The organism is Clostridioides sp. ZZV14-6153, from assembly GCF_020657855.1.
In the GTDB taxonomy this organism is placed as follows: Bacteria; Bacillota; Clostridia; order Peptostreptococcales; family Peptostreptococcaceae; genus Clostridioides.
This window is the reverse complement of record NZ_JAGWCZ010000001.1, coordinates 64,070-89,149: the sequence shown is the minus strand read 5'-3', so window position 1 is coordinate 89,149 and position 25,080 is coordinate 64,070. Positions and strand designations below refer to the sequence as shown.

At 27.3% G+C, this 25,080-nt stretch carries 24 protein-coding genes and 1 tRNA gene; 2 read left to right on the top strand and 23 right to left on the bottom strand.

Features of this window, described 5'->3' with window-relative positions; all coding sequences use genetic code 11:
- Nucleotides 1–58: 58 nt before the first annotated feature.
- The 9 genes from KGF46_RS00395 to polA all read right to left on the bottom strand — a co-directional run bounded on the left by KGF46_RS00395 (nucleotide 59) and on the right by polA (nucleotide 9,749).
- A complete protein-coding gene (locus tag KGF46_RS00395) occupies nucleotides 59–1,003 on the bottom strand; it encodes a hypothetical protein (RefSeq protein WP_227827066.1) in 945 nt (314 codons plus the stop codon).
- A gap of 109 nt (nucleotides 1,004–1,112) precedes the next feature.
- Nucleotides 1,113–2,396 (bottom strand): C40 family peptidase, encoded by a 1,284-nt coding sequence (locus tag KGF46_RS00390; RefSeq protein ID WP_227827065.1) that lies wholly within the window; start codon nucleotides 2,394–2,396, stop codon nucleotides 1,113–1,115.
- Between the two features lie 131 nt (nucleotides 2,397–2,527).
- Nucleotides 2,528–2,899, bottom strand: a complete 372-nt coding sequence (locus tag KGF46_RS00385; RefSeq protein ID WP_227434067.1) for a VOC family protein — start codon at nucleotides 2,897–2,899, stop codon at nucleotides 2,528–2,530.
- Nucleotides 2,900–3,132: 233 nt separating this feature from the next.
- Entirely contained in the window at nucleotides 3,133–3,732 is a 600-nt protein-coding gene (locus tag KGF46_RS00380) for a hypothetical protein (protein WP_227841990.1), read from the bottom strand.
- Nucleotides 3,733–3,933: 201 nt separating this feature from the next.
- Nucleotides 3,934–4,146 carry a heavy-metal-associated domain-containing protein gene (locus tag KGF46_RS00375; RefSeq protein WP_227434065.1) on the bottom strand — a complete coding sequence of 71 codons (213 nt, stop codon included), beginning with the start codon at nucleotides 4,144–4,146 and terminating at the stop codon, nucleotides 3,934–3,936.
- Between the two features lie 78 nt (nucleotides 4,147–4,224).
- On the bottom strand, nucleotides 4,225–5,943 hold the full coding sequence (locus tag KGF46_RS00370) for an ABC transporter substrate-binding protein (RefSeq protein WP_227827062.1): 1,719 nt from the start codon (nucleotides 5,941–5,943) through the stop codon (nucleotides 4,225–4,227).
- Nucleotides 5,943–6,497, bottom strand: a complete 555-nt coding sequence (locus KGF46_RS00365) for a lytic transglycosylase domain-containing protein (RefSeq protein WP_227827061.1) — start codon at nucleotides 6,495–6,497, stop codon at nucleotides 5,943–5,945. The genes KGF46_RS00370 and KGF46_RS00365 overlap by 1 nt, the downstream gene beginning before the upstream one ends.
- Nucleotides 6,490–7,092, bottom strand: a complete 603-nt coding sequence (coaE, locus tag KGF46_RS00360) for a dephospho-CoA kinase (protein ID WP_227827060.1) — start codon at nucleotides 7,090–7,092, stop codon at nucleotides 6,490–6,492. The genes KGF46_RS00365 and coaE overlap by 8 nt, the downstream gene beginning before the upstream one ends.
- Nucleotides 7,093–7,100: 8 nt before the next feature.
- Nucleotides 7,101–9,749: a DNA polymerase I gene (polA, locus tag KGF46_RS00355; RefSeq protein ID WP_227827059.1), complete on the bottom strand. Its 2,649-nt coding sequence runs from the start codon at nucleotides 9,747–9,749 to the stop codon at nucleotides 7,101–7,103.
- Nucleotides 9,750–10,088: 339 nt separating this feature from the next.
- Between polA and KGF46_RS00350 the strand changes: the two genes are divergently transcribed.
- Nucleotides 10,089–10,171, top strand: a tRNA-Leu gene (locus KGF46_RS00350).
- Nucleotides 10,172–10,402: 231 nt separating this feature from the next.
- Here the strand turns inward: KGF46_RS00350 and KGF46_RS00345 are convergent.
- On the bottom strand, nucleotides 10,403–11,278 hold the full coding sequence (locus KGF46_RS00345) for a LysR family transcriptional regulator (RefSeq protein WP_227827058.1): 876 nt from the start codon (nucleotides 11,276–11,278) through the stop codon (nucleotides 10,403–10,405).
- A gap of 136 nt (nucleotides 11,279–11,414) precedes the next feature.
- On the opposite strand from KGF46_RS00345, the gene KGF46_RS00340 reads away from it, so the two are divergent.
- Nucleotides 11,415–11,762 carry a cupin domain-containing protein gene (locus KGF46_RS00340; RefSeq protein ID WP_227827057.1) on the top strand — a complete coding sequence of 116 codons (348 nt, stop codon included), beginning with the start codon at nucleotides 11,415–11,417 and terminating at the stop codon, nucleotides 11,760–11,762.
- A 220-nt stretch (nucleotides 11,763–11,982) separates the two neighbouring features.
- Here the strand turns inward: KGF46_RS00340 and KGF46_RS00335 are convergent, their stop codons facing one another.
- The 13 genes from KGF46_RS00335 to KGF46_RS00275 all read right to left on the bottom strand — a co-directional run bounded on the left by KGF46_RS00335 (nucleotide 11,983) and on the right by KGF46_RS00275 (nucleotide 25,038).
- A complete protein-coding gene (locus KGF46_RS00335; protein ID WP_227841991.1) occupies nucleotides 11,983–12,426 on the bottom strand; it encodes a hypothetical protein in 444 nt (147 codons plus the stop codon).
- A gap of 2 nt (nucleotides 12,427–12,428) precedes the next feature.
- Nucleotides 12,429–12,626 carry a helix-turn-helix transcriptional regulator gene (locus KGF46_RS00330; RefSeq protein ID WP_227434059.1) on the bottom strand — a complete coding sequence of 66 codons (198 nt, stop codon included), beginning with the start codon at nucleotides 12,624–12,626 and terminating at the stop codon, nucleotides 12,429–12,431.
- Nucleotides 12,627–12,776: 150 nt separating this feature from the next.
- Complete coding sequence (locus tag KGF46_RS00325) at nucleotides 12,777–13,649, bottom strand: AraC family transcriptional regulator (RefSeq protein WP_227827055.1); 873 nt, start codon at nucleotides 13,647–13,649, stop codon at nucleotides 12,777–12,779.
- A 333-nt stretch (nucleotides 13,650–13,982) separates the two neighbouring features.
- Nucleotides 13,983–14,852 carry a nitroreductase family protein gene (locus KGF46_RS00320; protein ID WP_227827054.1) on the bottom strand — a complete coding sequence of 290 codons (870 nt, stop codon included), beginning with the start codon at nucleotides 14,850–14,852 and terminating at the stop codon, nucleotides 13,983–13,985.
- 510 nt (nucleotides 14,853–15,362) lie between these two features.
- Entirely contained in the window at nucleotides 15,363–15,584 is a 222-nt protein-coding gene (locus KGF46_RS00315; RefSeq protein WP_227827053.1) for a hypothetical protein, read from the bottom strand.
- Between the two features lie 506 nt (nucleotides 15,585–16,090).
- The gene (locus KGF46_RS00310) at nucleotides 16,091–17,071 is read right to left on the bottom strand and encodes an SPASM domain-containing protein (RefSeq protein ID WP_227827052.1); all 981 of its coding nucleotides are present in this window, start codon (nucleotides 17,069–17,071) and stop codon (nucleotides 16,091–16,093) included.
- A gap of 163 nt (nucleotides 17,072–17,234) precedes the next feature.
- A complete protein-coding gene (locus KGF46_RS00305; protein WP_227854598.1) occupies nucleotides 17,235–18,107 on the bottom strand; it encodes a metallophosphoesterase in 873 nt (290 codons plus the stop codon).
- A 163-nt stretch (nucleotides 18,108–18,270) separates the two neighbouring features.
- Nucleotides 18,271–18,822 (bottom strand): helix-turn-helix domain-containing protein, encoded by a 552-nt coding sequence (locus tag KGF46_RS00300; protein WP_227854599.1) that lies wholly within the window; start codon nucleotides 18,820–18,822, stop codon nucleotides 18,271–18,273.
- Between the two features lie 20 nt (nucleotides 18,823–18,842).
- Nucleotides 18,843–19,745, bottom strand: a complete 903-nt coding sequence (locus KGF46_RS00295; protein WP_227827049.1) for a glycyl-radical enzyme activating protein — start codon at nucleotides 19,743–19,745, stop codon at nucleotides 18,843–18,845.
- Between the two features lie 14 nt (nucleotides 19,746–19,759).
- On the bottom strand, nucleotides 19,760–22,132 hold the full coding sequence (locus KGF46_RS00290) for a glycyl radical protein (protein WP_227827048.1): 2,373 nt from the start codon (nucleotides 22,130–22,132) through the stop codon (nucleotides 19,760–19,762).
- A gap of 215 nt (nucleotides 22,133–22,347) precedes the next feature.
- The gene (locus KGF46_RS00285) at nucleotides 22,348–22,971 is read right to left on the bottom strand and encodes a hypothetical protein (RefSeq protein ID WP_227827047.1); all 624 of its coding nucleotides are present in this window, start codon (nucleotides 22,969–22,971) and stop codon (nucleotides 22,348–22,350) included.
- The gene (locus KGF46_RS00280; RefSeq protein WP_227861747.1) at nucleotides 22,949–24,331 is read right to left on the bottom strand and encodes an ATP-binding protein; all 1,383 of its coding nucleotides are present in this window, start codon (nucleotides 24,329–24,331) and stop codon (nucleotides 22,949–22,951) included. Before KGF46_RS00280 ends, KGF46_RS00285 begins: the two co-directional genes overlap by 23 nt.
- The gene (locus tag KGF46_RS00275) at nucleotides 24,325–25,038 is read right to left on the bottom strand and encodes a LytR/AlgR family response regulator transcription factor (protein ID WP_227861746.1); all 714 of its coding nucleotides are present in this window, start codon (nucleotides 25,036–25,038) and stop codon (nucleotides 24,325–24,327) included. The genes KGF46_RS00280 and KGF46_RS00275 overlap by 7 nt, the downstream gene beginning before the upstream one ends.
- Nucleotides 25,039–25,080 lie beyond the last annotated feature (42 nt).

Below are 25,080 nucleotides of genomic sequence, written 5' to 3'. Positions count from 1 at the left end.
ATTGTCTTATTAAACAATCCTTTTCCTATAGCTTTCTAAAGTCTAAATTTTCTGTATTTTATTTTATAGAATTTATAAACAAAGAATACTCTTGCATAGATGATAAAAGTAGACTTTTACTTACACTATATTTTTCTTCATTTGCTGCTTTTGAGGCAGTATCAATTTTTTCGTTTATGTTGTTTACATAACCAATTAAATTATCTTTAAATAAACGCATTTCAGAATAATCAATCTTTTCCGCTTCTTTTGATATATTTTGTGATATTGCCTTTCTATTTGTCAAAATAGTATTATATTTTTCCATATCTACATTATTTTCATCATTCGACCAAAAACTTGATTCTTCTTTAAAGTTTGTTATTAATTTATTTAACTCTTTTGATATACTATCTATATAAGCATAATTACTTGTATATTCTAAAGATAGCATAGGTGCATCTAAATGAGATAAAAACGCATCTGGAAATACTTTTCTTATAGAACTCATATGTTTTCTAACTTCATTTTCATCAAAAGAAGAGTATGTTTGTATTTTTTTTACTCCATCTTTCTCCATAACTGAAAAAGGTATATCGCTACTAACTAATGATGTTTGTATTTTTTTCAAATCATCATCATTATCTATTGCAGCAACTTGGATAGTATATATATCCCATCCTTCAATAGTAGCTAATTTTACTTTTTCTGGTTCCTTAGTATTATTTACTGCTTTTTCTGAACTATTATTTTGATTATCCTTTGAATTGGTTTGCGATTTAGATTTTTTTCCATTTTTTATGGCATTTAATTCATCAGATATATCTTTATAAGTTATATCTGATGAACTATTTAGAAATGGTATTTTAGCTGATATATACTCTAACATCTTGCTATCTTTTATTTTTGTATAAGAATAATAGCCAATTAAACATAAACAAGCAATAGTTATTATATACTTACGCACATCTATCTTATGTCTATTATTATTAAATCCTCTGTATATCGTCTTTCTTCTATTCATTAGTTTGTCCCCTCCCAAAATTATATTATTAATAAAGTATATTTTTAAGAGTCTCAATTTATGAATAGAAAACTTATTTATTTTAATTTTTTAATAAAAATTATATCTACTAAGCAAATCTTCTTGCTCCAAGTAATGCTTTAGACCAATATGAAGTAGTCAAATTGTCCACTTTAACCTTATTAGGATTAGTTTGAGTTCCACTACAATGTATAAACTTACTATTGCCTACATATATACCGACATGGTTCGTTGCTCCATCTCCATCAGTATCAAAGTAAACTAAATCTCCTGGTGCATAGTTACCCATAGAAACTGCACTTCCAAATTGAGCTTGCTCTCTAGAAACTCTTGGGATAGAAAGTCCAACTGAGTGTTTAAAAACATACTGTGTAAATCCAGAACAATCAAACTTATCTGGACCTGATGCCCCCCATTGATATGGTATTCCAATAAGGGTATATGCAAAGTCTACTACTTTTGAACCATTCACAGTCGATTTATCTGAATTTCCAATAGATGAAGAGTTTGAATTACTATTAGATTGGGAATTACTATTAGACGATGAGCTAGAGTTTTCTTTTAATCCTTCATTAGTCTCAGAAATATAACTAGAACTTACCCATCCAGTTGTCCCATTTGATAATTTCACTTTATACCATCCATTATTTTTAGCTTTTAGCTCAACAACATCTCCACCACTTAATTTTCCTATTACAGAATAGCTTGTCCCAGGGCCGCTTCTTACATTTAAACTTACAGTAGATGTTACTTTCCCCTTCTTGCCTTCAAGCGATACTTCACTAGATTGATTTTTATCAGTGTCGTTATTATTGTTATTAGTATTACTTGAATTAGAATTATTCGTTCCAACATCTTCTGATGTTTTTGAGATATACTGACTACTAGCCCATCCAGTAACTCCATTTGATAGTTTTATTTTATACCATCCATTACTTTGTTCTAATAGCTTTACTACATCTCCATTATTTGCTTTACCAACTAATGAATAGTTTGTACCTGCACCACTTCTTATATTTAATCTAGAACTGACATTTACTTTTCCATTTCCACTAATAGATGTTCCACTTGATGTTGAATTATTTTGGTTTGAAGTGCTTCCAGATGAACCACTTGTCGATATGTATTTTGCACTTCCCCAGCCAACAACAGAACTTGATACTCTTACTTTATACCATCCATTAGATTTTTCTAAAATTTCTACAGTTTTTCCCTTGTATAACTTTGCTACTTTGTCACAATCAGCACTTGGCCCGCTTCTTATATTTAAAGCACTAGCTGTCACAACTCCCTTTTCAAGAGCACTTGCATGTATAGAACTAACAGATACTGCTACTGCTCCAATCCCTAAAGCCGTTATAGCTTTCTTCACTACTATCACTCCCCCCAACATATTTTTATAATCATAAAGTCATACCACTATTATCCATTTTTAAGAACTATATTTTAATAATAACTTATTCTATTATTAATTGTAAAGAAATTATAATTATATTCTTAAAATTAATGATTCTTAGGAAGTATTTCAATCCAATAATTATCTGGATCCGCTATAAAATAAATTCCCATACTTTCATTTTCAAAACATATACAATCTAAGTCTTTATGAAGTTTTTTTGCCTCATCAAACTCTTCAACTTCTAAAGCCAAATGGAACTCATTATCCCCTAAATTATATGGTCTATCCCAATCTCTAAGCCAAGTTAACTCTAATGTATGGCTAGTAATCCCATCTCCTAAATAAACTAGTATAAAACTTCCATCTTCTGCTTCTTTACGCTTTACTTCTTTTAGACCTAAAGCTTTATCATAAAAATTCAAACTTTTTTCTAAGTTAGTAACATTAAAATTGTTATGGCAAAAACTAAACTTCATTTTGAAATCACTCTCCAATTTTTACTTTTTTTATATTATATCATTATTATAACTTTATTTAAATCAAATTAAGTTAAAAATTTGAATAATGCTGTGTAATACCTAAGTAGCATTAAATTATTTAAAAGAATATGTCAAAAAAAGAATAAGTTCTATTAAACACATGAAAAAGTTGTACTCAAGTTATCTTGATTGTGTAAAATAATAGAACTTATTTTTTAAAATTTTTATATTTAATTTTTAATTTTTTCTTTTATAATATAGTTTATTACTTTTTTTCTAATATCTTCAGCACTATAATCTTCCTCTATTTCTATATCTAAAAGTTTTGCTATTGATTTCATATCTTCTCTAGTTTTTGACCTATAGCTTGATATCAATTCATCTTTTATTTTCTCAGGTTCTAAAAAATATTCTTCATCTCCTCTTTTGAAAGTAACGTATTTTTGAGCATATGAATTTCTATTATAGTATATATACCTTGATATTTTTCTTAAAATCTGATTATATGAAAGTCGCTTATTAACATTAAGCTTTAAGTACTCTGAAAAAGCAAATAGCTCTTTTTTTGATTTAAATAATGTTTCTTTTTTGATGGTTCTTGATATCGAAGTTACACTTTCTTGATATGCACACTTTTTTAACATTTTTAAATATACTCTATTAAGACCAATACTTTGATTGAATTTTTTTATATTATTATTAATAACTTTATCCAAATTACCTTCAAAGTATTTTTTTGCTCCTTTTTGTGATACATAACTCTCAAGTTCTTTGTGGGCCATATCAAGTATCATTTTTTTTAAATCTTCTTTATATCCTCTAGACTCCATGATACTCCCTCCCTTAGCTATTTATAGTATATTCAAAAAGTTTAAGAAATGTGAATCTTTCTCGAAATTTTTTACTTTTTATGTATATATTAATTTAAAAGGGGAGATAATAGTAATGTAAAATCAAACATACTCAATCTCCCCCATTTTTAGACCTCTATTACTCCCCCAATAGAGGTCTTTTTTTATTTTATTATTTTTTTATTCAATTCCTTTTAATTCAAAACCTAACTCTGCTATTACTTCTTTTAACTTATCAACTGACACATCATCTTTCATGTCTACAGATGCACATTTATTTTCTAAATCTACATCTAAAACTTCAACACCATCTATATCTTCTGTTAATGCAGTTTTAAGATGATTTACACAGTGTCCACAACTCATACCTTCTACTAATAGTTTCTTTTTCATATCAATTACCTCCTTATACCCTACAAGGGTATTTTATCATACAGTTTAAATTTTTTAAATATAAATTAATCATTTAATTTATTTTGATTCATTTGAGCTTATATCTAAGTTAGAGATTCCCTCATATACATCAAATTCATTTGGAGTAATTTTTCCTTTTAGTCTACTATTGCTTACAATATAGTTGTTTCTAATAGCTAAACTGATAAATGTTGCATTGTCTCTAACATACTTCTGTACAACTTTATATGCTTTCTTTGTTTCAATTTCAGATGCAGAACTTGTCAGTGCAGACATATATCCATTTAACTTATCATCAGTATATCCACTGCTTGCTATTATACTACTTACATCTGGTACGCTCGATAAATTCCACCCTACCAATGCTAAATCGTAATTTTTAGAATTAAGCGCACTTTCCATTTCTTTATCTGATAACTGATTTATTGTATTGTTTATTCCTATAGCTTTTAGGTTTTCACTTATTATATGTGATGTTTTTAGCCTCTCACTATTATCTTTATTTACTATTATTTTTAAATTCATTTCAGAAAGTCTTTTCTTTACTTCCTCTTTTTCTTTATTTTTTTTATCTTCAGCTTCTTTTTTTACTCTCTCAGCTTCTTCTTGTTCAGCCTTTTTTTGTTCTTCAGCAGTAAGTTTTTTTGTATTTTTTTTAGCTGATTTTTTTTGTTTTTTATCTACTTTATCATTTTTTGTATTCACTGCATTTATATTTGCATATTCTATTTTATTAAGATACTCAATTGCTTTATCTTTATTGTATTCTAAATCTTTCACATCACTGCTATAATATTTTGATTTTGAGTTAAGTGGAAAATTAACAGGAGTTGCATCATCCATATAACCTTCACTAATAATTCTATTTTTATTTATAGAATGTGCAATTGCTTTTCTAAAATTGACATCCTTAAAAAAAGAATTATTGTAATTAAATAATACACATTCATAATCCCTACCTTGATATTTTGTTATATTAAACTCTTTTTCTTGAAATTTGCTCAAATCATTCAGTGTAACATTTGTTATATCACTATCAAGAGCCATAACCATAGATGTTCTAGCATCTTCATTAGGAACCATTCCCACTTTTACATTTTTCATAGCTTTAGGAACTTCTTCATAGTAATCCTTGTTCACAGATAAAATCATTCCTTCTCTTTCTGTATATGATTCTATTTTATATTTCCCATTTCCTATCATATTATTATTTTTGTCATTTACATCTTTTGAATCTAAATGATTTTGAGATACTATTGGAAAAATTAAACTATCAATAGAAAAAGCATATTTAGCTTTAAATTTTATTGTAAAATCTTTATCTGATTTAATATTTACAGAAGCTATATTTTTTGTAAATTCATTATATGGACTTTCTGCACTTTTTTGAATTAAACCAATTGTATAGTTTACATCATTTGAAGTAACAGCTTTTCCATCATGCCATTTTGCATCGTTTAGCTTTATATCTATACTCATTCCATCTTGAGCTATATTGTACTCCTTCACTAACTGAGGAGTTACATTATAGTTTTCATCTATTGTAAACAAACCATCATAGATTAAGTTCATTATGTAGCCAACAGACTTATCAGTATTTGTTATAGGGTTTATAGTCTTAGGAGTCACCATCGTTAAGTTTATATATTTGGCATCTATAGAGCTTTGACTTTTAATACTTGATTCGCTACTACTTTGTTTTGTTTTTGTATTACTACAACCAACTATCATAAGAGTTATAGCTAAAATTACTGTTAAGACTTTTATTTTCTTCATTAGTTTTTCCCCTTCTCGCCATATATCTTATTATAATTTTTATAATTATTTTTTACTTTTTCTACATACTTTGAAGTTTGTTCAAAAGGTATATCATGTAGATTCTTTCCATCTTTACTATATTCGTTATTTTCTAACCATTTCTTTACATTACCTGAACCACCATTATACGCAGCTATTACTAAATCCAATGAACCAAATTCTTTATATAATTTATTTAAATACCAACAACCAATTCTTATGTTAGTTTCTGGGTCAAAAATATCGATATTTTCTAGATTCAGTTCTTCCGCTCCCCAATCTCTAGTCATGTCTAGTATTTGCATTAACCCTTTGGCCTCTTTTTTTGAAACAGCAGAGCTATTAAACTTACTTTCTGCTTTTATGACACTGTAAACTATATTTTCATCTAAATTAAATTCTTTAGAATATTTTTCTACATACTCTGAGTATTTTTTAGGATACAAAAACTTATGTATTATTTTACTTTCCATTAATAGTGCCCCAAATAAGATTATAAAAATAGATAGAATCAATACTTTCTTATTATTCACGCCAATTCTCCTTCATGTATTCAATAAATTTGTATACTTTATTCTCTAATTCAGTTATTGTTCCCGAATTATCTATTATATAATCACCATATTTGGATTTTTCTTCCTGACTCATTTGTGAATTTATTCTGCTAAGTGCTTCTTGTTTACTACAATTATCTCTCTTTTGTATTCGGCTAATTTGTACTTCTTGTTTACAAGTAACCACTAATAGCTTATCTACTATTTCCAAAAATCCACTTTCTACTAATATTGCTGCATCTAATATTACTATCTTTTCGCCTTTTTTTCTGGCTTCTTCTATATCACTTATTATTTTTTCTCTTATTATTGGATGTGTCAGATTATTTAACTCATTAAGTTTTTCTTCGTCATTAAAAACTATTTTCCCAAGAGCTTTTCTATCTAAAGTCCCATCATCCTTTTTTATATTTCGACCAAAATGTTTAAATACTGCTTCTAATAACAACTTATCATCAAATATTTGTCTAGATATAATATCTGCATCCACTATAGTAATGTTAAATTTTCTAAATATATTTGATAGGCTGCTTTTTCCACAGCCTATTCCTCCTGTAAGTCCTAATATCAACATAAAATCACCTACTTTGTCTCATACCACGAACTACCAACATTTAAATCTACATCTAAGTGAACATCCATATTTACAGCATTTTCCATTTCATCTTTTACAATTTTTTTAACTATATCTATTTCATCGTCAATTGCTTCAACTATCAATTCATCATGAACTTGTAGTATAAGTTTTGATTTCAAATTATTTTCTTCTAACTTTTTGTGAACATTTATCATAGCAATCTTTATTATATCTGCTGCACTTCCTTGTATTGGTGCATTCATTGCAAATCTCTTCCCTCTATTTCGCTCCATAAAATTGCTAGACTTTATTTCTGGTATATATCTCCTTCTGTTTAAGATAGTCACAGCATAACCATCTTCACTAGCCTTTTCTACTGTAGTGTCCATAAACTCTTTTATCTTATGATATTTAGCAAAATAACTTTCTATATACTCTTTTGCTTTTGGAACAGGTATATTTAAATCATCCGCCAATCCAAAATCACTTTTACCATATATAATACCAAAGTTTACTGCCTTAGCTGCACCTCTTAGCTCACTAGTTACATCTTCCATAGAAACATTAAAAACTTGTGAAGCTGTTTTAGTATGAATATCTTCATTATGTTTGAATGCTTCTATCATATTTTCATCTTGACTCATATGTGCAAGAACTCTAAGTTCTACTTGTGAGTAATCGGCGTCAACTAGCTTACAATTTTCATCTGCAATAAACACCTTTCTTATTTTTCTACCCATTTCCATTTTTATAGGTATATTTTGAAGATTTGGTTCTGTAGATGAAATTCTTCCAGTAGTTGTTATAGTTTGATTAAATGATGAATGAATTCTATTACTTTCTGGATTTATTATGTTTAGAAGACCTTCAACATAAGTAGAATTCAGCTTTACTATTTGTCTATACTCAGTTATTTTATCGATTATTGGATGTTTATCCCTTAATTTTTCTAAAACATCTGCATTAGTTGAGTATCCAGTCTTAGTTTTTTTGATTATTGGAAGTTCTAATTTTTCAAACAATATAACACCTAATTGTTTTGGTGAATTTATATTAAATGGCTCTCCTGATAATTCATAGATTTCCTTTTCTAGTGTAGAAATTATTTCTTTAAACTCAATGCTTAGGTCATCTAATATACTCTTATCTACTTTTATACCTTCATACTCCATATGTCCTAAAACTTCCACTAAAGGCATTTCTACATGATAAAAAAGACCATCCATACTCATATCGATTAAACTTCTTTCCATCATAGGAATTGTTTCTTTAACTGTGCATATTATTTGCCCCATATACTCAGCCAACTCTTCAAATTCTAAATCTTCGTAGTTCTTAGATTTAACACCTTTACCTAGTAATTCTTCTTTTGATTTAACTTTTTTTGATAAGTATTTCATAGCTATAGCACTACAGTCATATGAGGTAGATGAAGTAGAATCTATTAAATACTCAGCTATTGTTATATCAAAATTTATATTTTCCAAGTTTATATTATATGGCTTTAAAGATATATAATCATCCTTTAAATTATATCCAAATTTCTTGATTTCTTTATTTGAAAGTATACCATCTAATTTTGTCATCTCATCTGAATCTATATAATATATTTTTTCTCCATCTACACTTATAAAGATATATATTATATTTTTTTCAAGTATATTACCTTGTCCTCTAACAGTTTTTAAAATAACTTGTCCTTTTTTATTTACTTCGTCTATAAATTTATCTATATCTTTTAATTTTAATATTTCTATTTTTTCTTCTACTTGTTCAGTATCATCTGAGTCAACCAAATCAACTAATCTTGATAAAAGACTTGTAAATCCAAAATATCTAAACTTATCTAAAAGTTCATCTTTATCATAATCGCCAAAAATCATACTATCTAAATTTACTTCTATTGGTACATCCCTTATAATTGTTGCAAGTCTTTTACTTTGAATGGCTATTTCTTTATTTTCTTCTATCTTCTTTTTTACACTTCCTTTAAGTTTATCTGTATTTTCTATTAAATTCTCTATGCTAGAAAACTCTTTTATAAGTTTTATTCCTGTTTTTTCTCCTATTCCAGGTACTCCTGGTATGTTATCTGACTTATCTCCCATAAGCCCTTTTAAGTCAATAAACTGAGTTGGAGTCATTTCATATTTTTCAATTACAGAGTTAAAGTCATATTCTTCAACTTCTCCTACACCCTTTTTTGTTATAAGAGTAGTAGTCTTATCTGAAGCAAGTTGAATGGCATCTTTATCTCCAGTTACTATGTATACCTTATATCCATTATCCTCTGCTTTTTTAGAAACAGTTCCTATAATATCATCAGCTTCATAACCATCTATTTCTAATCTATTTATTTTAAATTTATCTAAAAGGTCTTTTAGTGGCTGTAATTGCTCCGCTAATTCATCTGGCATTCCCTTTCTTCCTGCTTTATACTCTTTATACTCTAAGTGTCTAAATGTAGGTGCTTTTCTATCAAAAGCTACACTTATATGTGTTGGTTTATATATATCTATTATTTTAAACAACATTGTCGTAAATCCGTATATAGCATTAGTTTTTAAGCCTTCTTTATTATTCATTTCTGGCAAAGCATAAAATGCTCTATTTATTATTGAATTTCCATCTATTATAATTAATTTTTTTTCCAAATTATATCACTCCTAAAGATTCTCTATTTTTGTAACATATATATTATATACCAATATGCTATTATTTAATATTCCCATAATAATAATAGTATATTAAAATTAAATATGTTGCAAACAATATATTTTTTTGCTATAATAATAAACATGACATGACCGAGTGATGGAATTGGTAGATGCAATTAACTCAAAATCAACTGTGTTGATTCATAAGTTTGCGTAAGAAAATGCTAGTATTTATGATATTTTGACAGTTTAATGAGTGTTTTGTATTCAATATTCCTCTTGCATGTTCTCAGAAAATCTGGTAGGATATACAAGTAGTTTGGATTTAAAATATAAGCCGCTGTGGCGGAACTGGCAGACGCATACGACTCAAAATCGTACGGGAAACCATATGGGTTCGAGTCCCATCAGCGGCACCAATAAATTAAAACTCTTTGGTTTAGACTAAAGAGCTTTTTTATTGCCATATTCCCTAAATATTCATTAAAACTTATTCTTTTACTTTCAATATTATGTATGGAAATAAATGATTTTTGATTTGTTTCTAGCTTTTATTCAGTAAGCTTCAACTTATCCAAAATATGCAATTATGACTGCTTTAAAGTAGTCTATATTTTCAATTCGTGTAACATAACCAATTTAAAAATACTCTAGTACATCTGTTTAACAATAGAAATAAAATCACAAAGATTCTTAGACATCCACTTATCTTTATGATAAATGAGTTGAGAAACAATGTTATAGTTTGTAGAATATGGAACCTTAATTAATTCATGCCTTTTTAATTCTTTCTCTACTGCAAGCTCTGGGAGAAGACACAATCCAAGACCACTAAGCACTGTTTGCTTAATTACCTGAATACTCCCTGTTTCAAGAACTATTTTAGGAACTACAGCTGATTCAGATAATTCTTTTTCAAATAGACTTCGATAACAACAGCCCTCCCCTGTTAAAATAAAAGGAATATCTTGAAAGTCTTGAATAGACACATTTTCTTTTAACACTAGTTTACTATCTGGAGCAGATAAAATACATATTGGCTCATCATTTTTCAATACAGAAACAACAGACTTATCAGTAACAGGAGAATCAAGGATAAACGCAACATCAATTGTATTGTCTGCAAGTAATGGAATAAAATCAGATGAATCCAAAGTCTTCAAAAACAAATCAACATCAGGATATTTCTCTTTATATATTTTAATAATTTCAGGTAGTTTAAAAATACAAATAGATTCTGAAGCCCCAATAACAATACGCCCTGAATCAGTGTGGTTTTCATACATATTTTTAATATCAGATGAAAGTAGAATCATTTTTTTTGCATAGGGAATTAACATTTCTCCTTCTCTAGTTAGTGTTACACTTTTTCCTATACGCTCAAAAAGACGTACATCTAATTCTTTTTCTAGTTGCTGTATCTGAGTCGTAATATTTGATTGTGCATAATTAAGATATTCAGCAGTTTTAGTAAAATTTTTGATTTTACTAAGTGTTAAAAAGGTCTTCAGATGTTTTAACTCCATATTTATGACACCTCCAGTATTATCTAAATTTAAGATTGATATAATCTAATCAATCTATTTAACAAATAGTCAAATAAATGTTAGCATATACATATACTAAAAGTCAAATAAAACCAATAATTACAGGAGGCTTATAATGTTAACAAAATCTAATATAATTAAAGAAGTAAATAATATCGAACAACTATACATCTATAAAAAAATAGGAATTATCAATAATAATGTACTAAGTGTTGTTCAAGTGGCAAATAGAAGCTTAGATTTTCATATTCATGAAAAATCAGATGAACTATTTTATGTAATCGAAGGAGAGTTTGAGTTAGAAACTCAAGAAGGATTAACAAAAGTTGAGGAAGGAGAATTTATTATTGTACCCAAAAATACACTACATAGACCTGTAGTTAAAAAACTTACAAAATTTCTAATGGTTGAATTGGATGGAACTCTTAATAAAGAAAACAGTGGCGATTTATATGAAGATTAATCCCTTTAAAAGCATATAGAAATTACTCTGAAATAAAGTACTACAATATTTTTCTTTAAAGCCTATATAATCTTTATCTATAAAAAAGCCACAAAATATAATATATACTTGTGGCTTTTTATAAATTTGTATATATAATTATTAAAGATATCATCTGAAATTATCTTAAAAATCTAAAACTTAAAACGTTAATATTTTTATTGTGATTTTTAATTTTTTATTACAACTTTTTATCCAATTTATTATATACAACTACGCTACAAATAAATTGAAATAAAAGAAGTAACCCAAGCCCAATTAAAACCCATTTACTTATTACCATTACTGAGAATACACTCAATATAGATACTATAAATATAATAATCACTAAAACATAAGACATAATTTGGTTGGTAATACGTCCAGATTTATCACATAACATAACTCTTCTCTCATCATTCATCTCTATTATTTGATTTTCTACCTTTTTCTCATATTCTTTAGCCCTTTCAGGTTTACTCCAATATATATACTGTAGTATCATACATATTCCAGGACCTAAAGATGCTCCAGCAAGTCCCCATATAAAAGCTTCAAATGAAAATTCTGTCAATGTAGCTAATAAAATAAATAAAACTCCAAAAACAAGATAAACAATACCTATATATAATCTGTTCTTTTTCATTTTTACTCCTCCTCATAAATAAATATTTCTTCAATACTCATATCGAAATATCTTGCTATTTTAAATGCTAAAATAATTGATGGGTTATATCTGCCATTTTCTAATGAACCAATAGTTTGTCTTGAGACTTGTAAGGCAATGGCAAGCTCTTCTTGCTTTATCCCTTTCTTTTTTCTTATTTCTTCTAATCTATTTTTCACATTTATCACCTTAAATCATTTCATTTTATGTAAAGTTTACTTTCCATAATTATACACCTATATACGTTTTATGTAAAGTTTACTTTCCATATTTCACAAAAAATAACAGACTATTTTTAGTCTGCTATTTTAAAATTTCATCTTATTTCTCTAGTTTTGAATTTGTTTCTTAATTGGAATCCAAACTTCTACTGTATAATCAGGAGCATTAATATCACCTTTAGGATAAAGTTCTATATCTGGTAAACTAGCATACTCATACCCAGAACTTGGTAGCCATTCAGTAATAATTCTTTTTTGCAATTCCTGTATAGCAGTAGCATTTGGCATTGGAGAAACACATTCAAATACTGCCCATGTACCTGATGGTATAAAATATTCATAAGTATTTTCTAAAGTATGTCTATCTGTTGGTGCAGCAATATAATAGTCTAAGTCCTTTCCATTCATACATGTACTGACTCCAAGTAATCCATAAGGTTCATGATTTATTAATTTCAAAAGTTTTTCAACCATTCCATTTTGTATAGATTTAGCCCATAACTTGGGAACCTTATCAAAACATTCCTCTACAATCATATTCATATGTTCTTTTACTCCAACAATACGAAATCCCTTTTTTTCCACAATACGATATTGCATTTCTACATTTCCCTTTACATAAATAGTTAAGGTTATCCTAGGATATGCTTTTAAAACAACGCCTTTCGCTCTAGCAGCAGATGGAGAAATATTATGTATGTTTTGAAAAGCCCTATTAAAAGATGTAGGCGAATCATAACCATATTTCTCAGACAGCTCTAAAATTTTGATATTACTGTTTTGTAGTTCAAGTGCTGCCTTAGTCATACGTCTACGTCTAATATATTCAGACAAAGGTACTTCTGCAATATATGAGAACATTCGTTGAAAATGGAAGGTGGAACAACATGCAATTTTTGCTGCTTCTGCATAATCCACTCCACTTTCAAGATTGTCTTCAATGTAAGTAATAGCTTGATTTAATTTATTTATCCATTCCATTTAACATTCCCTCCAAGCAAATTATACAGTTTAATAAAATAATATACCTCTCAATCTATGCACAAAATTGTAAGCTTTAAAATACTATTTCAAAAATAGATACAGATTCAGTTTAAAGTATAACATTTACTCATTTAGCTATCAATTTTATATTGGCTTTATATCAAGTCCAATAATTTACATTAATAGTCCTCTTTTACATAAAATTTGTCAACTAATAATGCTAAAATTAAATTATACAACAAAAGAGTTCAAAGACATTATTCTATATAATGTTATTGAACTCTTTATAGAAATTAATTTAAGTAAAACTAAATTAAATATTAAACTGTTTTATATATTACAATATCCAACTATTTTATATTCTTCTGGTATTTTATAATCTTTATCTGGAGTACCTAAATTCCATTTTAACTCAAACATAGTTGCACTTATTATTGTTGCAAAATAAAGCATAACTATACCAATATCTATTTTTTCTTCATATAAATTAGTATGACCATCTTTTCTAACTGCTAAAACTACAACTCCTCCATCAACTATAAATCTCCATGGCTGTCTGTTTAATGTAGATGGAGCTAATCTTGCATAATGGAATGCATCAAGAAGTGCTCTCTCTTCTAATATATTTGTATTTGCATTATTTCCCCACTCATCCATATAAACTACTTCTTCTACACCTAAACGAGAAGAACTATTGTCTGAAACAACTTGCATATCAGATTTTGAATAATTCTCACCAGTCTTTGTAGCATTTAGTACTTTAGTATTGCTTGCATTTTCTCCATATCCAATAGCAATAATTCCTGTTACCTCTTTGTCTGAGTCAATACCAAGTTTATCTAATACCTTTTTGCTATCCTCAAAAGTAACCCAACAAGAGCCTATTCCAAGGTCTGTTACCTTAAAAATTATATTTTCTCCTATGTATCCTGAATTTTCGATGTAATTATCTTTTACTTCAGATAATATTATAATATAACTTGGTGCATCTATCATATTTCCTTTATATCCTGCTATTTTATCTAAATTGTCAAAAACTTCACTTCTATTCATTACTCTTATATCAACTTCTATCTCTGGAACTAGTTTCTTACAAGATTCTGAGTATTTCTTAATCTCACTAAGATACTCTTCTTTAATATCTGTCTTTTTATATTCTCTAACAGACTTTCTATTTAATATGATTGTTTTATAATTCATAATTTTATCCTCCCCAAACTAGTATATTATTAATTATATACCCATTAATGTAATATTTTACGCATTTGCTTAATAAATAATAATTACAATTTTGTAATTATTATTTATTAATAATATTCCACTTTTACATTCATAATGACCAGTTGTGCAAAATCCATTGCCAACCTTCAAATAAAAACATATTATAAAGATAATATAAAATAAAATAAACAAACAAATCTTAACAAAAAATTAAACTTTTTTTACACGAAAGAAGGCTTCCCGTTGCCTTCTTTATTTTTTTACAAAAAAATAGACTGCTTCTAAAATGATTTTACATTTTTGAAACAGCCAAAGTATTTTATAATGACAACTATATTTGAGGATGTGAGGGAGAGTTGTCATTATAAATTTAGGGTAATTATATTATGTTTTAAGCTAGTTCTTTCTATATTTCTATAATACATTACATATATGAATTTGATATGATATTTGTATAAACGACATATGAAATTATATATTTTAATTATATTAAATCTTATTATTACATTTACTGCAACAATACTCATATGTCTCTACATTGTTTGGAATATTTACAAATACAAATTCTTTACAGTTGTCACAATACTTTAGTATAGATATAGTTCCACAAGTGTAACATTCAAATGTCACACACTCCTCACTCTCTTCTATTACTTCAAATTTTTTACTATGTTCACCACACTCTGGGCACTTGCGATTATTTACATTCATAAATACTCCTCCTTATTAGTATAGTTAAAAACATGTCAAAAACTTAATCAAATGTATTTTATATTACTTATTATATATTCTATAATAAATCATATTCCTAGATAATAAAACAAATTAAATAAAAAAAAACCATAAATTTTAAATTTATGGATTAATTCTTGTAATGATAACTCTATTTGAGGATGTGAGGGAGGGTTATCATTACAATAGGGTATTATATTATGGTTTTTAAGCTAGTCTTTCTATACTCTATATAATACATCTGTTATATGAATTTTATATGATTTTTACATAAATATTTTATGAAGTTTAAAATTTTTGACTAATTTTGTCTCTGTAAAAAGTTCTCTAAAAATCCATAGCATCATAAAAAGCCAGCATTTAAGTAAAGTATCATAAAAAAATTTGTTCAACAATCTTAACAAGTTATATCACCTCATTAACAATTATTGACACAAAACTAAACAACCAATCTATAAATTATTCCTAAAACTTAATTTTGATAATTATTGATATACAATTTCTAGATTATCAATCTTATTTTGCATCTCTAAGAAAATTTCCTCAACTGAATTGTCAAATATATTGCCTAAATAAACTCTTTTATCTTTTTGAATGGAATAAGATTTTACACTGCCGTCAGAAGAAATGTATACATGGCTCCATTCTGCACCATATTTTGAAAATCTTTCTCTTATATCTTTAAACCTCATATCTTCTATTTTTATTGCTTTTCCTCTAGCTCCTCTTACTACTGTATGTCCTCTTTTTATTAAACTAGTTATTTTTATATCTTCTTTTAATTTAACATGTATGTTGTCATTCTCTGAATATACATTCCATATTACTTTATGACGATAATCATCTAATTCTCTTATCAAACTTCTTTCAATAGTAAAACTATCTTTAGTTACTATAATTAAATCAAAATGGTCTAGCATATATTGAAATACTACTTTCATATCTTTATTTTTTAGAATATCTTCACCAATAACTTCTATAAACCTACATCCTTTTTCATACATACACTTTAATAAGCTTATAACTTCAGAAAAATATTGAACCCTATTGTCATTACCATCTATCTCTATTGTAAAGTATAAAGGTGTAAGATATACTTTATTTCCTGTTATCTCAAAAACACTTGATAATGTTTGTGCCTCATCTTCAAAGGTTAAATACTCATTATCATAAAACATAAAAAATTCCATAACTTTATCTCTCATATCAGGGATATTTCTGTATCTGTTGGATAATATATCTAATACATCTTTAGTAGTATTTTTCCCATCACATTCTGCTAGTACAACAACTTGCTTCCAACTTAAACTATCCACACTCCCTATACTTTTTTCATATCCATTTGCCTCATCATAAATGGGACCAATTATGATATTTTCTTTTGGCCACATATGAACTCTAGTTCCATCTTTTAATTTTGGATATTTGTTTTTTACAGATTCATAAAATCTACTCATATCACCCATGATTTTTGACTACCCCCTATATTTTAAATATTACATGCTAAAAATAGCATTTTATTTGAATTAATCAAATAATTATTAAAAATTTATAATTGTATCTATTTGATATGGTTTTACATCAATTTTATATATATGTCATTGATGTTTATATACACAAAAAACCTTATTAATTAGACCTTAATGTAATCCTTACTACTTCTGGTTTACAATTAAGTCTAATAAGAACTTTTGAGCCTCCTAAGCCTTTATTTAAAACCATAGTGCTACTACCTTTTTCATATTTTCCCCAGTCATACTTAGGAAAAAACTCTCTATTTGGAGATAGTACACCTCCAACAAAAGGTATTCTTATTATACCGCCATGAACATGACCAGCCAGAACTAAATCAGCTCCCCATTTTACATATTTTTCAAAGAAGAACGGCGTATGAGCTAAAAGTATATTATACTCATTTTCGTTTATTTTACCTAACTTATCTTCTACGAAATTGTCACTCAATTCTAACTTTTTATTATTAACAAAAAAATATGGATAGCATCCCAATGGTATGATTAAACCATATAGATTAATATAACTATCTCCTTTATATATTCTTACAGATTCATTTTCCATATTTATTATTTTTTTTGAATACAATTCCTTAAAATAATCCTTATATAGATGTTTATATTTTTTTATTAAAGATTTTTGTTCATGATTTCCAACTATATGGTATACTTCATATTTTTTTACTAAATTATCAATTAAATCTAATGCAATTTGAAAATTTTTATTTTCTCCATCAACTAAATCTCCTGTTATAAATATAACATCTGGATTTAAGGATTCAATTTTATCTATCAATGTTTTGTTATTGTTTTTGTCAAATACCTTATTATGTAAATCACTTACTTGAACTATTTTAAAGCCGTTAAATTCCTTTGGAATTTTTTCATTAAATATGGTATATTCTGTTGTTTCTATATGTTGAGTTTCATACTTATACAGAATATATAAGATTGCTAATACTAATACTGTCAATAAAACTTTCATAATCATATATTCTTCCTCTTTATTATATTTTATTAATATTATTATAATGCTTTTATGTTTATTTTAAAACAATAATGTTAGTACATGTATACAAATCTTTTCGACATTACAAAAATAAGTTATCCATTTTGGTAATAAATATTTATTCCCAAAATGGATAACTATAAAATTATCTATAAACTTCTATATTATGAAATACAGTTTTTCCATTATTTAAATTTTTATATAAATGTTCTAGCGTCCCATCAAATCTAATTGAATGTCCAGACCCTAAAATATAAGTTTTTCCATCTACATTAAGCTCAAGTTTACCTTCTATTACAAGTACATACTCTTCCAGAACATGACTATGTGTAGATGAAACATGTGTACAATTTGCTTCAAGCTCAATTATAAAAAGTTCAAACCTTCTTTGAGGGCTAAAAGGATATATGGGATATAACTTCATATTGCCTTGCTGTTCAATAATAGGTTCCACATCCTCTTTTTTTATAACCTCATAAGTGTTTGTATTTTCATTTAATAGTGTTGTAAAATTTATTTTGAATCCAGATGAAATTTTCCATAAGGTAGATACAGTGGGGCTCGATTCACCTCTTTCAATCTGTCCCAGCATTGCTTTACTAACTCCTGTCATCTTTGAAGCTTTATCTAAACTTATGCCCATGTCTTGCCTTAATAACCTTAAATTTTCTCCTACATTAGGAAATTTATTATCCATGTTAAAATCCTCCTGATAGTCTATTTGTATTCTATGATTTTTACGCCTGTAAGTTCTACTATCTCTTTTAATTTTAACATATGGCTATTGCAAATTTCATCAAATTCATACATATAATCTTCAAGCCCTAATGCTTTATATTTATCAAGTCCAAATTTATGATATGGAAGTAATTCCATCTTTCCACCTAAAACATTTTGTTTTACAAATAATGCAGTGTTTCTTATATTTTCTTCACTATCATTCACTCCAGAAATAATTGGTACTCTTATAACCATAGATTTGTTTAATTTTGAAAGTCTACATATATTTTCTAATATTATCTCATTACTTACTCCTGTATATGCTCTGTGAACATTATCATCCATAGATTTTATATCTACAAATATATGGTCTATTTTTTCAAAGACATCTTTCACTTTATTCCACTCAAAATATCCACAAGTTTCAATTGCTATGTTTATACCTTTATTATAAAAAACATCAACTAATTCTCTTAAAAAATCAATTTGAAGTGTGGGTTCTCCTCCAGAAAAAGTTACTCCTCCGTTAGACTCAAAGAAAAATATAAAATCTTTTTCAACTTCCTTTACAATCTCTTCAACACTCATTTCTTCAGTCATTATACAGATAGCATCATTGAGACATGTTTTAACACATCTTCCACACAAATCACACTTATTATTTATTTGACTTCTATCAGATAATGAACTTATATTTTGAGGACAAACATCTATACACCTATTACAAGATATACACTTATCCTTCATAACTCCTAGCTTTACTATATTACTCCATGAGTCTGGATTAGAACACCACTTACATTTTAATTTACATCCTTCTAAAAATATAGTAGTTCTTATTCCATCACCATCATTTACTGAAAAATGTTGTACCTTTACAACTTTACCTTTTTTACTCATAATCTACCTCATAATTAAAATTTACTATGTGAGTTTCTAGCTATTATAGCATCTTGCATCTCTCTTGATAAATTAACAAATTGAGTACTATACCCAGCAACTCTCACTAATAAATCTTTATATTCTTCTGGATTTTCTTGAGCTTTTAATAAGACATCATTTGATATTGTATTAAATTGTACATGGAATCCACCTAGTGCAAAATACGATTTGACCATAGAAGCTAGGTTTCTAAGTCCTCTTTCTGTCTCAACCAAATCTTGATTAAATCTTAAATTTAGAAGTGTTCCTCCAGTGTGAACATCATGATTTATTTTTGATGCAGATTTCATAGCTGCTAATGGACTTGTTGTATCAGTTCCGACAAATGGAGAAACTCCTTCTGTCAAAGGTTTTGTGGCTTTTCTTCCACATGGAGTTGCACCTACTATTTTTCCAGTTGGAACATAGTTTGATATACCCATAAATGCACTATTAAATTTAGAGCCAAAAATATCCTTATATTTTCTAGTTTCACTATAATAAAAATCAGAAACTTCAATAGCCAATGAATCTACATAATCATTGTCATTTCCATATTTAGGAACATCTAAAGCAAGCTTTCTTAATTCTTCATAGCCTTCCCAATCATTATTTAATGCCTTTGTTAACTCTTCTAATGTAGTAACCTTATCTTCAAATACTAATTTTTTTATAGCTGCCAATGAGTTTGAAACTACACCTAATCCTATACCTGTTAAAACAGGTCCTATATTGTATTTTGCTCCACCTTTACTCAAATCAACACCTTTATCCAAACAACCATCTACACAAGTAGATAAAAATGGTCTCGGTACTATTTCTTTATGAATTTGTTGAGCAACAGTAGTTCCTATAACAGAATTTTTTATAAGATATGCTAGTTGCTTTAAAAACTCTTCTTTAACTTCTTCAAAAGATGCAAATTCGTTGATATTTTTTACATCTAATCCCATTTTTTCTCCAGTTAATCTACTCTTACCTTCATTCATAGCATATTCCAGTGCTGCTGCAAAATTAATATTTACTGCTGAAGTCCATTGACCTGTCTTTCTAAAGTGAGGAACAACACAACCACAATTGCTCCAATCTCTTGCATCTTCTGCATCATATCCATCTTGAAGTAACATTTGTGCTCCTGCACTATCACTGTGTATAGCAGGAAAACCAGTACCTTGTTTTACCAATTTCGCAACTGCCATAACAAAATCATCTGGTGCTCCCTGACTTATTCTAACACTTAAACCTGGTTGATGAGTTTTTACACTTTCTGTTGCCTTTAAACACATATATGAAATATCATTAGTTCCATCAGTTCCATTTCTCTTTTTGCCACCAACAGTAAGGTTTTGAAATTGGTTGTATCCTGCAAAATAATTTGCTGTATTTGCTGATATTGTCCATACCCACTCTGATAGCTTAATCCATAGAGCCTCTATCAACTCTTGAGCCTCTGATTTAGTTATATTCCCTTCTTTAGTATCTTTTTCATAATATGGATACATATATTGGTCAAATCTACCTAAGTTCAATGCTAATGGATTTTCAGATAAAACACCACCTAATTGCACAAACCATACAAATTGTATCGCTTCATAAAAACTAGTTGGAGGATTTGCTGGTACATTCTCACATACTTCTGATATTTTTATAAGTTCTAACTTTCTTTTTGAATCTTTCTCTGATTCACTCATTTCTTTTGCAAGTTTTGAATATCTATTTGCCAATGTCATGATACCATCTGCAACGATAGAAACAGACTTATAGAAATCTATTTTTTCAATATTTTCTGAAATTGAGATGTCTAGTTCTTTTATCTTCTTATCTGCTTCTTCCTTGATACCCTTATATCCTTTTACAAATAATATATCTTGATAATCTGGAGTTACTTCCCCTACTGCCTGTCTCCACTTAGAATCATTATCTATTATTCCTGTATCTACCAATATCTTAGCTGTATCTTCTGGAATTCTTGCTAAAAAAACTTCTTCCAAAGATTTACCCTTCCAATATGGAAATATCTCTTTTCTTATAAATTCTATTTGATCTTTTGATATTACATATGGGTCTTGAGTTCTTTCATCAAAAGTATCCATTTCCTTATCTACCCATTGCCAAGAAAATTCTGGTGTTAATATACCTGTTCTTCTGAATTTACCAGCTGTACCTACAATTAATTCATTCTCAAATATTTTTATAGGAAGTTCTTTACATGCATCTAAAAAAGCTTTTGCTCTTCTTATACATATGGCTTCTCCCTCAGTCTTTTTATGTGATTCTGTAAAAATTCTAGCCCTTTCACAACATATCATAGGTTTAGAATTAACATATTCTTGTCTAAATGCTTCTATTCTATCAGTTTGACTCATTTAAAATCCCCCTTTGGATAATATATATTAATTTTTGTATGTTATAACATACTTTAATTATATTATACTGTCCTTTAACATGAAATGGCAACCATAAATAATGTATTTTTGAATAAAAATACTTGCCTAAATATAAGACATGCACTTTATTTTCTAATTTAAATCACAAATTTCTCTATAATACATTTCTACAGTGCCATAATTTTTTTATTATATTAATGATTTGAAATATCAAACTCATATTCTAAACTTAGTTTTAAAACCTTAGTAGATTTTTTAACTTTGTTAACTTCAACATGTATATCATTCATATAAGGAAGCTCTACAGAGCCTACACCTTCATTAAATGTTTTTATAACTGCATCTGCAAATTCTTTCTCAGTTAAATTGGAACTAGTTAGTGACTTAAATATGTTGTATATAAAGTTAATATACTTATCCCTTTTATCTAACTTATCATTCTCAGGATATTCTTTGGCACATAGAATGTCTACCACTGCCTTTCCTTCTTTCTGATCTTCAGACATAGAGTAAAATAAACTTCTAATATCTTTTTCGGGTGGATTTTCAAATCCATTTATAGATACTACAAAACTACCATCTGAATTTGAATTAGCGATCTTATAACCACTATCTGTTATAACCTTTGAAAACTTTTGAGATAAATCTTTTTTAACTTCTTCCAATCCTTCTACAGTATTAGCTTTTTTTGAATAATCTTCAAACAGTTTAATAGAGTCATCTTTTTTATCTTCAATTGAGTTATTCGATGAATTTTCACTAGCTTGCTCTAATATATATGCCCCAACTAGTAACTTAATCGACCCAACTGTCAGCATCTTGATTCAATGGTATGTATATATTTAGTATAAATTTGTCTTTCTGATTTTCAAATAATAATTCTCCATTGTACTCTTCTAAAGACGATTTAATACTTTGAATTCCTATTCCATGTATAAATTTATCCATTTTGTCTGTTAACAATATATTTTTATTAGAAATAATATTATTTGCTTTACTATTCTCACATTTAAGTACAAAAAATGATTTTGTTATAGTTCCTTTAATTCTAATATATTTATCAATATTTTCATCTGATATTTTCTCACATGCTTCTATTGCATTATCTAAAATATTGGCAAATATACTTGATACATCTATAGGTTTTATAAAATCAACTTTTGAAAAGTTTATGTCACAAATAAATTTAATTCCCTTTTTTGTAGATATTGCACTCTTTTCATTTATTATAATGTCTAATATCATGTTTCCTGTATTATAAATAGATTTAAACTCTTTAATTTCATCTTTTAAATTATTTACATACTTATTAATTTCTTTACCATCACTTTTAAGATTATCTATACAACAAATATGATTGTTTATATCATGATAAAGCTTCTTAACTCTCATATGAGATTCTTGGATACTTAAATAATGAGCATATTGCATATCTAACTTATTTTTTATTAATTCATTCTGAGATTTTAACTTATTATCTTTTATTATTTGCCTAAACAATAACATGAGAACAATGCTGCTGGCTCCTATTACCTTTGGATTTACAAAATTCTCAAAATAATATGGTTCTGAATGTAACCATCTAAACCGTTCTAATTTCCTTGATATATAGACTCCAATTATATTCATTGTGTTGGCTATTAAAGCAAATAATAAATATACATAATTTCTTTTATCTTGACTAAGCAATTTTAATCGATTATACAAAAAACTAAGTATCATATATACAAATATAATAAATAGATTCCTGTATATGTAAACTTTCATATTATCAGAATAAGATGCTAAAAGCCACTCTTTAGATGAAACAACATTACCTGTAACTACAAAAAATAAAATTCTATCTACAGCATCTTTAAAACAGTCATAATAAATATTAAATAGCAAAAAGAAAATTATGTATTTAATATATCCTATGTTGTAAAAATAATTATAATATATCCCCCAGACAATAAATACTATAACATCAATCAAATAATATATATTATTAATATAATTTTCTTGTATATTAAATAATATAGTTATTTTAACTACAATATAAATTATTCCCAATAAAGTATAAAATACAATTTGTTTGTCTTCTTTATTATCTTTTTTATAAATTAATATCCTTTTCATAATAATAAATCGTACACATATAGATACAATTAATAATAACTCAGACATAAAATTTAACATATTGTATCACCAAGAAATTTTAAAAATTTCTCCTTAACCTCTTTATACCTATATCTACTAATGGGTACTTCTTCGCCACTTTCTAAAATAGCAATATTTGGCTTTATGTTTTCTACATAACTTAGATTAACTATAAAGCTTTTATGACATCTTACAAATTTATCTAGTTTTAAATCTTTTTCTATTTTTCCTAGACTATACTTCACTCCAAAACCCTTATTTATTGTGTGTATTAACATATCTTTTTTTTGAATCTCTATATATTTTATTTCATTTAAATAAATCTTGTATGTATTAGACTTGTTCTTTATTACAACGTAATTACTTTTATTTGTTTCAATATCTTTAATACAAGTTAATATATGTTTTTTTAATTCCTCTAATTCTATGGGTTTTAGCAAATATCTATAAGCTCTTACTTCATACCCTTCTTGCACATAATCTATTAAAGAGGTTATAAATATTATCTCCATTTTATTATCCACTTCTCTAATCTTTCTTGCAGTATCCATTCCATTCATTTGCTCCATTAGTATATCAAGAAGCAGTATATCTATATCTCTTAAGCTTCCTTTAAGTAAATCTTCTCCAGAACTATATTTTTGTACTTCATATTCTATATTCATAGTTTTTAATAGATTATCAAGATATTCTTCTATTAAACATTGTGTTTCTTTTTCATCTTCACAAATTGCTATCCTAATCATAAGTTCCTCCTAATGCACTTTCTTATTACACACTATTAGAAT